Consider the following 15065-nt stretch of genomic DNA (forward strand, 5'->3'; position numbering starts at 1 on the left):
TTTCGAAGCGCGTGGGCCTTACGAAAGGCCCTTGATCTTCCTGCACGGTGTCGATGATGTCGACGACATCTGCGCGACATTGGCGACCGACCGGATGGTGAGTTTTTCCTTGCGGGTGATGAATCGCAGCACGCCACGCGGATAGGCATCGCAGAACTGCGCGAGGGTGGAGGCCGTGGCCGAAACGCTGTCCTGCTTGGGGACGACGGCGATGCCGCCGTCCCTCAGCATGTAGGCCTCCTTCACGTTGGGCATGGCTGAGGCCGCGATGCAGGTCTTGAACAGGTCGTTATAGGCCTGCGGTGTCATCGATTGATCGCCGCCGGGCGTGCCGAGAAGATATTCCCGGCTCTTGCGGCAGTTCTCGCTATCGGCGCGCGCGGCGCCGGTCGCGAGCGCCAGCAGCATCGTGGTTGCGATCATCAGCTTCATGCCGATAGCCCGACCGCGCGGTCCGCGGCCGTCTGCCTGTCCGGATAGGCTAGCCCATAGGTTGTCGCGGCGCATTGCTCCCACGAGAGCGCGCGGGCATGGATGGACGCGCCTGCGCCAAGGATGGCGCGCAGGCCGCGATCGGACGCCAGCTCCGCGATCGCTTCAGAAATATTCTCCGTCGACGGCGGCACCAGAATGCCGGTCTCGTCGGCGAGCACGGCATCCGGCACCCCACCAACCTCGCTCGCAACGCTCGGCAAACCGGCGGCTCCGGCCTCGAGATAGACGAGCCCGAATCCCTCGACGCGGCCGGTCGTGTCGGGCAGACCCGTCAGGCAGAAGAAGTCCGCAGCCATATAGAGATCGCGGATCTCCTCGTTGGTTTGCGCCCCCAGGAAACGAATGTCGCAGGCCAGTTGGGCGGCAGACTGCCGCAACTCGGCGACATAGTCGGCTTCGCCACCGGGGCCGATCACCAGCCAGGTGATGCGGCTGCGCACATTCTCCGGAAGTTTCGCAAGCGCGGCGAGCGTCAGATGATGGCCCTTGCGGCGCGTGATCCGTGCCACCGTGACCATCACCACCCGGTCCTCGGGCAGGCGATGAGCAAGGCGAATCTCGCGGCGTGTCCTTTGCCCGCCGAACCAGAATTCCGATACGCCGAGATTGATTGCGCTGATCTTGCCCGGGCTGACAGCGAAGCGCTCGCGGAACAGCGCCTCGGTAAAGCGGCTGTTGGCGACGACTTCCGTCCGCGGCCCGAATACGCCGGCGCCGCGGATCGCCAAGCGCTTCAGCGGCGTTTGCGTTTCGTTGATCTCGGTGCCGTGCACCGTCATCAGGACGCGCGCCGGCGTCCGCCATCTCGAAAGCGCAAGTGGAACGAAGAACGGCCAGTCGGCGGCGTGGACCACATCGTAATTGCGCCGGCGTACGCTGCGGCGCGCCAGCAGGATCTTGCGCGGCAAGTCGCGCATGGAATGGAGGCCGCCGGAAAACCTGACGACCTCGAAGGGCAGGGAGCGGTCGGCCGCGTCGGTCTGCCGGGCGTAATCGGGCGCTATCACGGTGACCTCGGCGCCGAGCCGGCTCGCGGCCGCGGCAATTTCGCGGGCGTAGGTCCCAATGCCTCCCATCGCGGGAGCGAACTCGCTCGTCAGCAGCAGGATGTTCAAGCCGGCGCCCTCAACAGATCGGCGCCGCCGCGGCAAGGCCGCGCGCATCCTGAATCTCCTGGTGGTAGCGATAGACTCGCGCAAGCTGCGTGGTTGGGGTGAAATCCCTGATGGCCTCGGCGACGCGCACCGGATTTATCGCTCCCATCTCGATGCCGTCCCTCACATCGATAAACCGCTGGACGAGCGCCTCCGCCATCTCGTCGCGGCTGCCGTCGCGCGCCACCAGATAGCCGCTGACACCGGGGCGGATGACGGGTTCAAGCTGCGGCAGATGCATGGCGACGACGGGACGTCCGACTGCCAGCGTTTCGAGCACGCAACGCGGCATGCCTTCGAACTCCGACGTCAGGATGCCGGCATGCGCGGCTGCCAGCGTCTCTGCCATGCCCGCGGCATCCTTGAAGCCGTGGCGCACGGTGATTTCCTCGATCGCCGCAAACTCTTCGAACCGGTGCGGATCGCTGGTGCCGATATAATGAAAGCGCACCTCGCCGTTCAATCGCTGCCTGAGCCGATCGATCGTGCGGAACATCAGCGGCGGGTCCTTGAACTCGTCGAGCCGGCCCGCGAACACGATCTGGAATGGCGAAGACTGCAGCGGCCAGACCTGCGGCTTGAAGATATCGGTGTTGACCCAGGTCCACAGCGTGTCGATCTTGTACCGGCGGCGCGGATAGGTCTGCTGCAGCCGCTCGGTGATGAACGGATTGACGCAGAGGAATTTCTCGCTCATGGCCACCGCAAAGCGCTCGCCGGTGTTGTGGACGAAGGCATATTTCCGCAACAGCGAATCCATCTGCAGTTTCGGCGCGCCCTCGCCGTGAAGCATCTGCACGAAGGGAAGTCGCAGGATCGCCGGCAGCCATGAAAATTCGACCCGCCGCAAGTCGACCGAGCATCGTCGGGCGCGGATCAATTTTGCGATCGTGCCGAAATGGCGAAGCAATGCCACGAAGAACTGTCCGGTCAGCGACGAACGGATGGTGCGTGCCGCCTCGCGCGCTTGCTGGTCCGAATAGTGCAGGATCGGCAGGAAGTCGAAGCCGCGGCCGCGGAATGTCAGCCGATGAAGCTGTCCGAGCTCCAGCTCACCCGTCGAATCGACGCCGATGAAGAGAATGTCGGTGTCGACAGGATGGAAGGTGATGAAATCGCGGATGTATGTTTCGAGGCCGCCTACCTTCTCTCCACGGGGATCGAAGGGGTGGATCAGGCAGATCTGATAGCGTGGCTTAATCCGGTTGGCGTTTCGCGCGCGTAGCGCCAGGGTCAAAGTTGAAGTCATGCCGCTTTCCTCATGCGTGCCTGGACGATTTGCGGAATGGTTCGTGCAACGAGACGCGGAACGACCGTCATGCACTTGACGTAGCGGGGGCCGAGCCGGCGCGGTTCGCGCAGCATGCGCCATGCCCATTCAAGGCCTGTCTTGCGCGCAATCGACGGTGCGCGGCTCTGTGTGCCCGCGATGAAATCCAGTGCGGCGCCGATGCACAGCACGCCGGTTCCATTCAACTCGTCGAGGCATCGTGCCGCGAACAGTTCTTGCCGCGGTGCGCCCAGTGCGACGAAACACAATCTTGCGCCGGAATCGCGAATGCGCTCGATCGCGGCATCGGCTTCGCTGGAGTAGGGATCAAACCCAGGTCCGGGCGCAAGACGTCCTGCGATCTGCAATCCCTTGAATCGCTCCGACAAACGATGCGCCGTCACTTGCAGCGTGCGATCGTTCGAGCCCAACAAAAAGACGGAGAGTCCCTTCTTTCGTGCTTCCGCACAGACCGGCTCGACGAGATCGGCGCCGGTCGTTCGCTCGATACGCGTGCCCAGGAGACGGCTCAGCACGACGATGGGGAACCCATCCGCCGTAACGAATCGGGCGCGACGATAGGCTGCGCGAAAATTGGCGTGCTGCTGCAATTGAACGACGTGATCGAGATTGAGTGTGCAGACGCTGAAGTTGTCACTCTGTTGCGCGGCTGACACGATCGACGAGACCGCTTCCGGAAGAGATGGAACATTGATGATAATTCCATCGACAGTGAGGCTGGGCTGCAACTGCGGCGGTGGTTCCGACACGTTGACCTCCTTGTTGGTGATGTGGGCGCGAGACTGTGTGCGCGGGGACCAATCGACAGGCCCGTTGCTTGCGACGGGAACTGCATCGTGAACTCCTCAACCAGCATTCGTCACGAAATCGAACTAATGCGACGCAACGATGGCGATGTCGCGTTGCGAATGACGAGACATAACGACGAAGCGTTCACATGATGGAGATCAGCTATGCAGGAGTGGTCGAGGCGAAGTGCGCTCGCGCTCATCGCGGGCGCAAGCGTTGCGTCACACAACAGCAGCGCACTCGCCGCGCAGCCAACACAGAGTCAAACACAAAGCCTTGGCGCCATCGCAGCGAAGAACGGAATTGTGTTCGGCGCGGCGGCGGGCCCTGTCATCGACAAGGACCGTGCCTATCGCGAGCTCTATCAGACGCAAACTCGCATCGTGACAACCGACATTGCGATGAAGATGGGAACCATCGCGCCGCAACCCGGACCGAAGCGATTTGAAAGTGCAGATCGCCTGCTGCAATTTTGTGCAGCCAACAGGATCCCAATGCGCGGTCATTGTCTGATCTGGAACGAATGGGTTCCGCAATGGATCAAGACTCTGAGCAACGCCGAGCGCGAGAGATTTTTCGACTCTTATGTCGAGGACGTGGCGGCGCGCTACGTCGGCAAGCTGCACTCATGGGATGTCGTCAACGAACCGTTCTGGCCTGGGCACAAGGCGCCCGGCGGTTACCGGCTCGGCCCGTGGTACGACACGTTCGGCACCGGCTACGTGCGTCGTGCGTTTGAGCGCGTGGCGTCGGTCGATCGCACGACAAAACTGGTTCTCAACGAGGCGCAGAGCGAGCGTGACGACGATGTCGGCCTCGCCGTCCGCCGCGGCCTGTTGCAACTGGTCGACGAACTCAAGCAGGCCGGCGTGCCGCTGCATGCCGTCGGATTGCAGAGCCATTTGCAACCACGCTACCCGCACGACCCCGGACGGTTCGCCGAGTTCCTGCATGCGCTCGCCGGGCGCGGCGTCGATATTTATCTCACTGAATTCGACGTGCGCGATGACACGTTTCCCGATGACGTCGCGGCGCGCGATGCCATGATCGCCGAGACGGCCGAGAAATATCTGAACAACGCGCTGCGCGTTCCCGCGGTCAAGGTGGTGATCGCCTGGGAACTGGCAGACAACTACTCTTTCTATACCGACGCGGCGAAGAAGAAGGACCCGCTGGCGCAACGGCTGCCGCGGCCGCTGCCATTCGATTCATCGATGCAGAAAAAGCCGCTCTGGTTCGCGATGGCGCGCGCATTCGAAAACAACAGGAAGTCATAGGCGCGAGAAGGCCAAAGTGCTCACGCCCCTGAGTGCTGGGGGCGTGGGCGGAGCATCCGCAGCAGCGTCGGTGCGTAGAGCACCGCGAGCGCCGCAAAATATCCGGCTGCGCCGGCAGCGATGTGAACGGCCATGGTCGGAATTGTCGGCGCCACTGGAAAAATCCGCAGCAGGGCCGACATCGCGATTGTCGCGAGCGCGATGCGGATGAGATGGCCGACCGGCAGGCGCAGGCCGAAGCGCGTAAATCCGATCGAGAAACTGACGCCGGCCGCGGCGAGCGCCGCCAGCACCGTGGCGCCGGCGACGCCGGGCAGTCCCCAGTGCGGCAGGAACAGGGTGCTCAGCACCACGGTGGTCGCTGCGTCGATCGCTGCGACAGCCATCATCCAGCGCGTGCGGTTCTGCAGCAGAAAGACCTGATCGCCGAAATGGGCGCGCAAATTGCGGATCGCGCCGGCGAGCGTCGAGAGCGGCAGGACCGCGAGCGTGACCGCCTGAAAGGGAGCGGCGATCAGAAGATGCACGATCTCCGTCCGCAGCATGACGATGCCGGCAAGGCTTGGCGCCAGGATGGCGACAAGCAGGGCGCTGTTATTGGCAAGCTGCTGCATGCCGGCCTGCTGGCCGCCATGCTCCATGCTCTTGACCGCCAGCGGGAATGCCGCCGCTGTGACCAGCATGGCCGCGACCGCCGCGGCCCGCTGGCCGAGGCCATAGCCGACCGCGAACAGGCCGGCGGCGGCAACGCCGGACATTTCGTTGACGATGAAGCGCGACGCGTTGAGCCCGACCCAACCGAGCGCACCGCCGACAATCAGCGGAAGGCCGTAGCGCAGCGCGTGGACCACGATCTCCCGGTCGACCGGCCAGAGCCGATAGCCGCAGCGGATTGCCGGCAGGACGATCAACACGGCGGCGAGCTGCGCCACGGCATAGCCGGCGAGCGGCCACTCAGGTGACTGGCCGAATGCCCAGATCAAGGCGAGCCCGGCGATGAACCCGGCGGAGGGACCAAAAATCTGCTGGATCGTGTAGACCGCGATCTGCTGCTGCGCGCGGGCTCGCTCGCCGATATAGAGGTTGAGCGAGCGGGTGATCACATAGGCGACGGTGGCAAGCACAAGGCCTGTTCTGGCGCCGGGCGCGATGACCACAAGTAGAATGCCGATGACAACAACGCTTTGCAGCATGACCGAGGCCAGCAGGACCGCATTTTCGGTACGATAAAAGCGCGGTGCGTCGCTGGCGTCCTGATAGCGTCCGAGGAAACGCAGCGCATATTGCGACCACCAAGCCAGGAAGCCGATTTGCAGCAGTTCATGCGTCGCGGTGATCAGCGTGATGATGCCGAGCGTGTGCTCGTCGACGACGTGCGTCCACACGATCATGGCCAGCAGCTGGAACAGCGGTCCGACGAACTGCGCGGGTAGATAGAGCAGGGTGTGTTTTAGGAGCATTTGCTACGCCCCCAACCAGCGGCAGAGTCGCGGAGAGGCCATTTGCCGGACGGCCAGCAGCGCGGCGCCGCTGCCAAGGACGGTCAATCCGAGAACCAGCGCAAAACTGGCGACGCCGCCAAGCTGGCGCAGTGCGGTGTGATCGCGCAGCGCCATGATGATGAAGATGTGCCAGAGATAGATGAAGTAGCTGCCTGAGCCGATCCGGCCGAGCAGCGGTGAGCTCGGCTGGTAGGCGAACAGCGAAATGCAAAACAGTGCGGCATAGAAGAAGAAGGCGGTCGAATCATAGGTGGCGGCATCGCCGAGGCCGACAATGCGGACGGCGGCGTAGATGATGTAAGCGGCCAGCATGACACCGGGAAGCACGCGGCGGATGCTTCGATCGGTCAGGTCAACGAATATCGCGGTCAGTGCGCCGAGCGCGGTGAATGCGAACCAGAACGGAATGTCGCGCATGCGGATTTCGTCGAGCAAGGCGTCGGAGGCGCCAAGCTGCGACAAGGCCGGATCGAGATAGCTGCCCGCCAGCAGGCCGCAGCCGATCGCAAGTATCAGCAGCGCGGCGATCCGACTTCTTGAATCTGCGCTAGCCGCAAAGACAAACCACAGACCGAGCGTGCAGCAGACATAAACGAACACGTAATAGTAGACGAAGACGTATCCGAGCGCGAAGCGGGCCAACGTCGTACTGAAGCGATGGTCCATCGCCGGATTATGCAGCGCCATATAGGTATAGGCGGCGGCAAAGGCGATTGCGTAGGGGATCATCGCCGCCTTGAGGCGTTTTGCGAGCGGCACGCGGCCCGAGAGCGCCGTCAGGTATCCCGACGCGAACAGGAACACCGGTACGCATGGCCGCAGCGCCGCGTCGAGCGATTTGACCCAGACGGCATCGAGCGGCTGCGGCAGCGAATGGATTCCGATGACCATCAGGATGGCGATGCCGCGCATCGTGTCGATGGTGCCGTCGCGGCTTTTTGCCGCCGCATGCGCGAGGCTCAGGGGCGACGTGTCGGCCGAAAGGCGTTCGACGACCGTCATCGCGGGCTCTCCTGCCGCGAGATCGCGGGAGCCGGCGCCGGCCTGGTGGCGCGGCGCTCAAAGGCCTCGGTCAGATATCGCCGCAGCGGCGTTTCGAAGCTGCGCAGCGAGAGGGTGCTGGCGACGGCAAGAACGATGATTGCGACCGGCGCCAGGATCAGGCGCTCATTCGGCGACAGGGAAAGTAGCCGCGATCCGAGGGTGATGACGACGGTCGCCACCGGAATATGCAGCATGTAGCAGGAATAGGTCAGCGACGACCAGCGATCGAAGCCGAACTTCAACAGCAGGGTCTCGCGGCTCGCGCAGTCCGCCTGAACCGCAAGCAGCGCGATGACGTAGATCGCGAGCAGCGCGGTCATCGTCGGCAATAGCGAGCCGAACAGGATGAACGCCAGAAGTGATGCGGCCAGTGCGCCGGGAATGGCAGGCCAGCGCGCGATCTGCTCGCGAAACAGATGGCAGGCCATGCCGAGGCTGAAGGCAGGCAGCGCCCTGAAGCCGCCACCCTGATTGATCCAGTCGGCCCACGGCGTCGTTCCCGCGGCGCACGCCCAAAGCGAGTTGGCGAGCGCGGTGCCGATCACCAGCGCGACAATAGCCTCCTTGCGGCGTTGGGCGAGCAGCGCAAGGGCCGGGAACAGCAGATAGCAGAACATCTCCGCCGACAGCGACCAGCTCGGGAAGTTAAATGTCAGGCGCTCGCCGACGAAGGCGTGAAGCAGCAGCAGTTGCGCGGGGATGTCGGAAAGCGGATAGCGGGCGGGATTGTCGGTTCGGGCCGCGCCGAAATGCAGCGCGCCGGCCAGCGCGACATAAAAGGCAAGCGTGGCGAGATGCAGCGGATAGATGCGGGCAAGGCGGCGCCAGAGAAAGCGGCTAACCGATGCGGCATCATTGACGCGGCCGAAATATTGCCGGGCAATGACGAAGCCGGAGACTACGAAGAACAAATCGACGAACAGGTTGAAATGCCAGGTGTGCGCGACCATGAAGCGGCCGACCGGCACGTCCTTGAAGTAATCGGAATAGTGCAGGATCACCACCGCGCCGGCGGCGATGATCCGCAAACCATCCTGGTGCCTTGTACCATCGGTATCATGCAAGGCGGCGATACTCCGGGCGCGCGCTTTCGCGCAGCTGGGCAAGGCGGGCGATCAGGTCGATGACGTTCTCGCGATCGCCGTGCGCCAGGTCGTTCCAACGCGCCAGGTTGCGCTCGGCCAGCGCCACATAGCGGGCGCGCCAGTTCTGGTCCGACAGCGCGGCGGCGATATGCGCGGCCGCGGAAGCAGGATCGGCTGTATCGATGTGGATGCCGGACTCGCCAAGCACCTCGCGGAAGATGGCGGCATCGGGCGCGATGATCGGCAGGCCGGCATACTGCGCCTCCAATAGCGGAAGCCCCAGGCCTTCGTCATGGGAGGTGCAGATGAAGAGGTCGGCGCCATCAAGCAGTTGATTAACTCGCTCCGCCGATTGGTAGCCGTGCAGCGTGACGCCCGGTTGCCCCTCCAGGGTTTGCCAGTCGTCGCCCCAACCCGGCCTGCCGAGGATATCCAGCGTCGCGTCCGGAAATCCCTGCATGCGCAGCGCGGCGAGGATTTTCGCCGCCGCTCCAAAATTCTTGCGCGGCTCGACCGTGCCGAGTGCGATCAGCCGAAGCGGCTGGAGCTGCGCATTTCGCGCGCTGCGGTGTCCGACATCGAGCCCGAAGACGTTGCGGACCGAAGGCCGATAGAGCGTCACCTCGGCGTCGGAGCGGCAATGCGCGGCCAGCTTGCGCCTTGTGTCGCCGGAATTGGCGAGAAAGCGCGGATAATGCCGCAGCGCCAGCTTGAACGGTCCGGCCATATAGAGCCGCGCCCGCATGTTCAGCTCGGCGCGCCGCGTGATCAGAAAGTCATCGTGGATATAGGGCAGCACCCGCGATGCAAACGGCCGCAGCAGCGGGCTTGGCGGAAAGCCGGGGCACAGCAGGATAGAGGACGACGCGGCGAGCCGCATCGGCAGGCCGAGCGTCTGCGTCGTCAGCATCTGGCGGAGCCCCTGCGCCCTCACCGGGACGACGTCGAGCGGCGCCAGCGCCGCGGCCGAGAACAGTTCGAGCGTGATGCGCTCGAGGCCGGTGACGTGACGTCCAAGATGGGTGTTGTCTACGTAGATAGCCATGCGGAAGGAAGATCCCGTGTTAGGCCGGAACGGACCGGTAGCGGATGGGCATGCGGACTTGTGCGGGCGCAGGCGCGCGCCGCGGCTCACGCGGCAGCAGGATCGATATCAGGATCACGAACTGCGCGAGCTGAATGTTCTTCGATGAAAAGCTCACCGAGCTTGCGGCGATGATGACGATCAGAACCATGATGGCCCACGCCGCGCGGTGCGAGCGGCGCAACAGCTCGACGAAGAAGCAGACCAGCCCGACCGTCATCAGGATGGTGTGGACGAGGCCGAACTGCACGATGGAGGAGATCCAGAAGTTTTCGATGCCGTAGTTGAGGCCAAGCTGTGACTGCAGGGCATTCACCCGCACCGGGTTGGGGCCGAGGATCAGCTCATGCCAGTCGAAATGCGAGAGCAGGCTGAAGGTGGCAAAGCGCGCCAGCGCACTGCCCTTGTCGGACGAGAAGCGCAGCAACATCTTGTCGAAAATGCCGAGGTCGAGGGCGGCGAAGATGATGGCTCCGGCGGCGAACAGCACGCAGATGGCGAGAATGGCTGCGGGAAGCGGCGTTCGCTTTCCCTGCATCAGGCGAAGCACCTCGAATCCCCCGACGAATCCGATCACCGCCAATACCGTGACCAGCGAGGTCCGGCCGCCAAAGGCCATCAGGGAGGCGAGGCAGAACGCGATCAGCGGCAGCCTCACAAGCAGTGGCGGGCAGACCGCGGGGCGCAGCACCAGCGCCAGCACGTAGGCGCCGACGATGCCGGATGCCGTCAGCGGATGGCCGAGCAGCGCCGCGGAACGCCACTCTCCAACCACCACGACGTCGCCGAGCGTCAACGGGATTAGCCGGTGGCCGGAGAAGTACTCATAGTATCCGAGCACGACGTTGACGAGGATCGTCAAATGAATGGCCCAGGCCAGCGGGCGCCTTTGTGCCGATGACAACTGCCACATCACCATAGCGATCACGATCGGCAGCAGGAAGGTGTCGATGATCACCGTGAACGGGCGTTCCAGCACGAACACCTGGATCAGCAGAAACAGCCAGCAAAGGAGATAGGCGAGCAGCAGCTTCGATTCGGAAAACGTCCGGTTGATCTCGCCGACCGGGCCGCGGCTGCGCAGCAGTAGCAGACCGAACGCGAGCAGGGTGAAGTAGGTCGCCGGGTGCAGCTTTTCATAGAAGTTTCCGCCTGCGGTCAGGTAGTGGATTTTCCAGTTGGTCAGAACCGAAGACGAGAGCGTGAACGTTGCGGTGACGGCCAACAGCATCAGGCCGGCGGCGAGCCGTTCGATGAAAGCGTCGGCATTCGCCGCGCGGGCGGCGCGGCGGGAAGCCGGCCGCGATACCGCTGGCGCAGAAGGGCGGCGATGCACCTGCGCTATTCCGGTCGATCCGGGCAAGGGTCCGCGCATTCTCACCGCGCGGCTCCGGCGTGCAGGCTCGCAGTGCCGTAGGGCTTGAGATAGGCCGAGCTGCGGTAATAGTCGTAGAACTGCAGGCGACTGAGATCGACGCGGGTCAGCACCGTGCCCATGACCCGGTCGCTGACCGGGGATAGCAGATCCATCGCGTGCGACAGTACTTCGCCCGGCGTCCGGTCCCAGGCCACCGCGAGGATGATGCGGTCGGCAAGTTCGGCCAGCGCGCGGCCGTCGACCAGCGGCACCAGCGGCGGCGAGTCGATCACGATCAGCTCATAGCGATGGCGGAAATGATCCAGTACGTCGACGATCCGCTCGGAGAACATCAACTCGGTGATGTATTCGACCTGCTTGATCTTGGTCGACGGCAGGATCGAAAGTCCCGTGCTCTGGTCGACGAGAATCGCGCGCTCCGGGGCGGCGTGCCCGATGGCGACTTCCAGCAGTCCGGCATCGGCGCGCGGGCAGAGCGCATGCGTCACCTGCGGATTGCGCAGGTCGCCGTCGATCAGCAGCGTGCGGATGCCGAGGGTTGCCAGCGACTGCGCCAGGTTGATCGCAAGCGTGGTCTTGCCCTCGCTGTCGAGTGCGGAGGTCACCTGCACGACCTTCACCGGCTGCGACCGCATCGTTCGTTGCAGCGCGAGGCGAACGGCCCGGATCGCTTCCGCGAAGAACGTCCCGGGCTCGTCGATCGCATAGCGCGTCAATGGCGGCTGCAGCGGCGCCGGCAGCAGTTTCATGGTTTTCGGATCATAGCGGCCGAGCTCTTTTCGTCCACGCCGGGCGAGGCCGGCGAGCTCCCGCGAGCCGATCAGCGGAACCGCGGCGAGGGCGGGCACGCCCGCAATGGCTTCGGCCCGGTCGAGCGTCTTGATGCGGTCGTCGAGATAGTCGGCGAGGAACGCCAGCACGCTGCCCGCGCCAAGGCCGAGCGTCAAGGCGAGGCCGAGGATCAGCATCGTCTTGGGCGATGACGGCCTGATCGGAACGCTGGCCTTGGTGACGATCCGGGAATCCGGCATCTCCAGGCTCTCCTGCGCCGTCGTTTCCTTGGAGCGTGCCAGATAGGATTCATACTGCGTGCGATTGGCCTCGGCCTCGCGCTGCAGCTCGCGCAGGCGCACCTGCGCCTGTCCCGAGGAGGTCGAGACGCCCTGGAGCTGCTCGAGGCTTTGCTGCAGCGAGGTCTCGCGGGAGCGGGCGACGTCGTAGTCGTGCTTGGTGCTCTCCAGGATCCGCCGGATTTCCTCGTTGATCAGTTTCTGGGTGTCGCGCCGCTGCGCCCGAACATTGGCGACGGCAGGATGACGCGCGCCGTATTTACTCGACATCTCCGCCTCGTTCTTGGCGATGTCGGCATATTGCGTGCGCAGCTTGGTAATCATCTCCGAGGAAATCGCCGCGTTGATGCCGCCGGGATCGCCGCCGGACTTGGCGATGTCCTGAACCTGCTCGTACTTCGCCCGCGCCTCCGCGGTTTGCGCGCGGGCGGCGATCAGCTTGCCGTTGAGATCGGTGATCTGCTGATCGTTGAGCGTGACGCCCTGCGACACCATGAGATTATTGGCGGAGCGATAGTCCTCGACGGCCTTTTCGGAGGCGACGACGCGCGCCTTCAAATCCTCGATCTGGCCACCGAGCCAGTTCGCGGCAATGCGGGTGGCGTCATATTTGGCGCGGACCTGCTCGTCGAAATAGGCATCCGCGATCGCGTTGGCGATGGTGGCGGCCTTCTGCGGCGATTGCGAGCTGACGGCGATATCGACCAGGAAGGTGGTGCCCTGCCGCGTCACCTTCATTCGCTTTTGAAGGATATCGATGGAGCGGGATTTGGCGGCTTCCTCCGGGCTGGCGCCGTCGCTTGGGCCGCTGCTACGGAACAGGCTCTTGATCGGGTCGAGCAGGCCGGGCTTCGGCGTGAACTCCTCGTCCTCGGTCAGCTTCAGCTTGCCAACGACGCGGGTCAGGATCGCGACCGACTGGATCAGCAGCGTCTGGCTTTCGATCGTCGCATCGTCGGTGCCGAAGTTCGACAGCACGGACTGGTTGGTCTCAACGACATTGGCGCGGCGCGGATCGACCAGCACGGTCGAGGTCGCCGTGTATAACGTCGTCGCGAACAGCAGATAAGTCAGCGCGAGGCCGAGCAGGACAACGGCCGGCAGGGCCACCATCCTGTAGCGGCGGCGGAGGATGCGGCCCATTTCCCGCAGATCGACGCTCGGATATTGCCAGCCTTCGGCCGGGCGGGGCGGAGGCTCGTCGGGAATCACATAGGGCAGGTCAGAATTGCGCTGTAACATTCATTCCTACCAGGTGCTTGTCGAAGCTGAAGACGGGAACGTCGCTGTCGCGCTTGGTATAGCGGTAGTAGGCGGAAACGGCGGCGAACCGGTTGACGAGGTATTTGACGCGGGTGTCCGACGTCAGCACGTTGTCCTTGCGGAGCTGGCCGAAGAACTTGTCGTTCTCGTACCCGCCGGCGAGCGATACGATTATGTTCCGCCGCAGCTCGTAATCGACGCCGAGTTGCATCGCGTTCGCGAGCACGCCGGTGGCGCTGGTATCGGACGTCTGCGTGACGAGCTGCTCGGCATTGAAATGAACGTCGAGCAGGCGCGTCGGCCGCCATGTCAGCCGCGCGCGATAGGAAGGACCCTCGATCATGCCGATCGACGGATCGTCGAACCGCTGCTGCACATACCCGGCGCCGAATTCGCCGGTCACCAGATTGCTGAGGCCGACGGTGACGCCGGTCAGCGCGCGATAGCCTTGCGAATCGAGCGTGTGGCCCGGCGTGCCCCTGATGTCGCGCTGATTGCCCTCGACGCCGCCGAACCAGCCGAGGGTGGAGGAAATGGCGTAATCGATCCGGCTATGTAGCGAGTAGATCTGGCCGTCGCGGGCGTCCTGGTTGATGACGGTGCCGTCCTGCGCGCGCGTCGATCCATAGTCATATGAATCGGTGCGAAAGCCGATCGACGTCGTAAGGCGGTTGAATTCCTTGCGCAGCGTGACGTCGCCGGACATCAGATTGTACGGCGTCGGCGAAATGGCGTTGCCGGGCGAAGAGAGCGTGCCGACGCCTTCATTCAGATGCGCGATCTGAAAGCTGCCGAGCAGCATCGTGTCCTTTGCAATATCGATCCAGCCATTGCCCTTCAGGCTGGCATTGGTCTGGTTCAGGCTGGAGAACTGGTTATAGACCGTCGACTGCGTATCGAGCTTGATGTCGAGGCCGTGCCGTCCCCATAGCGAATGCGCGCGCAGCGTCGGCTCGATCACCGCCGCGATATCGGAACGCTGCGTCGTGTTCGATGAAAAGACGTTGCTGTCGTAGAAGGTTCCGGCTGTTACCGACGGGTTGAACATCCACGAGCCGGAGCGAATGCCCACCGGCTCATAGCCGGGTTGTTGGCGCTTCTTTACTGGCATGTCCTCGGGCGGAACCTCCTCGCGGGTCTCCGGATCGGTTCGATCCGGCAGCGAGGACGGCTCGAAGATCTTTTGCGCGTTCCATGGCGAAGCGAACTCTCCGTTGACCCACGGAATTGCTTGCGCATTCGCCGACGATCCAAGACCCAGCAAGATTGCGGCCGCCGGTGCGGGCAGTAGGCTGAAGCGGCCCCGATCCAGCAAGCGCGTCGAACCGAATCGTTCTCCGCCTCCCTCTAGCGATGCAAGTTCAGATTCGAATCCCATCACCCATCTCTTGCGGGAGCGCGAAGGCGGCGAACACTTAACGGGCGAAGACCATCGCTCAGAAAATGATCGTCGACTGCGCATAAGAAAGGCAGGCCTCATACTCGGTACGCGGGCGCAAGGTCATTGAGTTGTGTGAGATTGAAGTGATGCGCACGCCTGCAACGCGCCTTGCCGGGAAAGTTTCCCCCGCGTTGCAAAATTTTTCGCAAATGCAAAATGTCGTGACGATCGCGCAACACGAACGTCGCCATT

General features: G+C 63.7%; 12 protein-coding genes. 1 reads left to right on the forward strand and 11 read right to left on the reverse strand.

Going from position 1 to position 15065, the window contains the following annotated elements; all coding sequences use genetic code 11:
- Positions 1 to 18: 18 nt before the first annotated feature.
- The 4 genes from RX331_RS05105 to RX331_RS05120 are packed head-to-tail and all read right to left on the reverse strand — an operon-like array spanning position 19 to position 3596.
- Positions 19 to 432 carry a hypothetical protein gene (locus RX331_RS05105; RefSeq protein ID WP_317255543.1) on the reverse strand — a complete coding sequence of 138 codons (414 nt, stop codon included), beginning with the start codon at positions 430 to 432 and terminating at the stop codon, positions 19 to 21.
- Complete coding sequence (locus RX331_RS05110) at positions 429 to 1658, reverse strand: glycosyltransferase family 4 protein (RefSeq protein WP_317255544.1); 1230 nt, start codon at positions 1656 to 1658, stop codon at positions 429 to 431. The genes RX331_RS05105 and RX331_RS05110 overlap by 4 nt, the downstream gene beginning before the upstream one ends.
- Positions 1621 to 2898, reverse strand: coding sequence for a glycosyltransferase (locus RX331_RS05115; protein WP_317255545.1), 1278 nt, complete (start codon positions 2896 to 2898; stop codon positions 1621 to 1623). The genes RX331_RS05110 and RX331_RS05115 overlap by 38 nt, the downstream gene beginning before the upstream one ends.
- Positions 2895 to 3596, reverse strand: coding sequence for a WecB/TagA/CpsF family glycosyltransferase (locus tag RX331_RS05120; RefSeq protein WP_317255546.1), 702 nt, complete (start codon positions 3594 to 3596; stop codon positions 2895 to 2897). Before RX331_RS05120 ends, RX331_RS05115 begins: the two co-directional genes overlap by 4 nt.
- A gap of 297 nt (positions 3597 to 3893) precedes the next feature.
- On the opposite strand from RX331_RS05120, the gene RX331_RS05125 reads away from it, so the two are divergent.
- Complete coding sequence (locus tag RX331_RS05125) at positions 3894 to 5006, forward strand: endo-1,4-beta-xylanase (RefSeq protein ID WP_317255547.1); 1113 nt, start codon at positions 3894 to 3896, stop codon at positions 5004 to 5006.
- A 20-nt stretch (positions 5007 to 5026) separates the two neighbouring features.
- Here RX331_RS05125 and RX331_RS05130 read toward each other — a convergent pair whose 3' ends face one another.
- The 7 genes from RX331_RS05130 to RX331_RS05160 are packed head-to-tail and all read right to left on the reverse strand — an operon-like array spanning position 5027 to position 14696.
- A complete protein-coding gene (locus RX331_RS05130; protein WP_317255548.1) occupies positions 5027 to 6466 on the reverse strand; it encodes a lipopolysaccharide biosynthesis protein in 1440 nt (479 codons plus the stop codon).
- A gap of 3 nt (positions 6467 to 6469) precedes the next feature.
- Positions 6470 to 7510 (reverse strand): acyltransferase, encoded by a 1041-nt coding sequence (locus RX331_RS05135; RefSeq protein WP_317255549.1) that lies wholly within the window; start codon positions 7508 to 7510, stop codon positions 6470 to 6472.
- Positions 7507 to 8616 (reverse strand): acyltransferase, encoded by a 1110-nt coding sequence (locus tag RX331_RS05140; protein ID WP_317255550.1) that lies wholly within the window; start codon positions 8614 to 8616, stop codon positions 7507 to 7509. Before RX331_RS05140 ends, RX331_RS05135 begins: the two co-directional genes overlap by 4 nt.
- Positions 8609 to 9682, reverse strand: coding sequence for a glycosyltransferase (locus RX331_RS05145; protein ID WP_317255551.1), 1074 nt, complete (start codon positions 9680 to 9682; stop codon positions 8609 to 8611). Before RX331_RS05145 ends, RX331_RS05140 begins: the two co-directional genes overlap by 8 nt.
- A 19-nt stretch (positions 9683 to 9701) precedes the next feature.
- A complete protein-coding gene (locus RX331_RS05150; protein ID WP_317258018.1) occupies positions 9702 to 11096 on the reverse strand; it encodes a VpsF family polysaccharide biosynthesis protein in 1395 nt (464 codons plus the stop codon).
- 2 nt (positions 11097 to 11098) lie between these two features.
- Positions 11099 to 13411, reverse strand: coding sequence for an AAA family ATPase (locus RX331_RS05155; protein ID WP_317255552.1), 2313 nt, complete (start codon positions 13409 to 13411; stop codon positions 11099 to 11101).
- Positions 13392 to 14696 (reverse strand): outer membrane beta-barrel protein, encoded by a 1305-nt coding sequence (locus RX331_RS05160; protein ID WP_317255553.1) that lies wholly within the window; start codon positions 14694 to 14696, stop codon positions 13392 to 13394. Before RX331_RS05160 ends, RX331_RS05155 begins: the two co-directional genes overlap by 20 nt.
- Positions 14697 to 15065 lie beyond the last annotated feature (369 nt).

The organism is Bradyrhizobium sp. BWA-3-5, assembly GCF_032917985.1.
Lineage (GTDB): Bacteria > Pseudomonadota > Alphaproteobacteria > Rhizobiales > Xanthobacteraceae > Bradyrhizobium.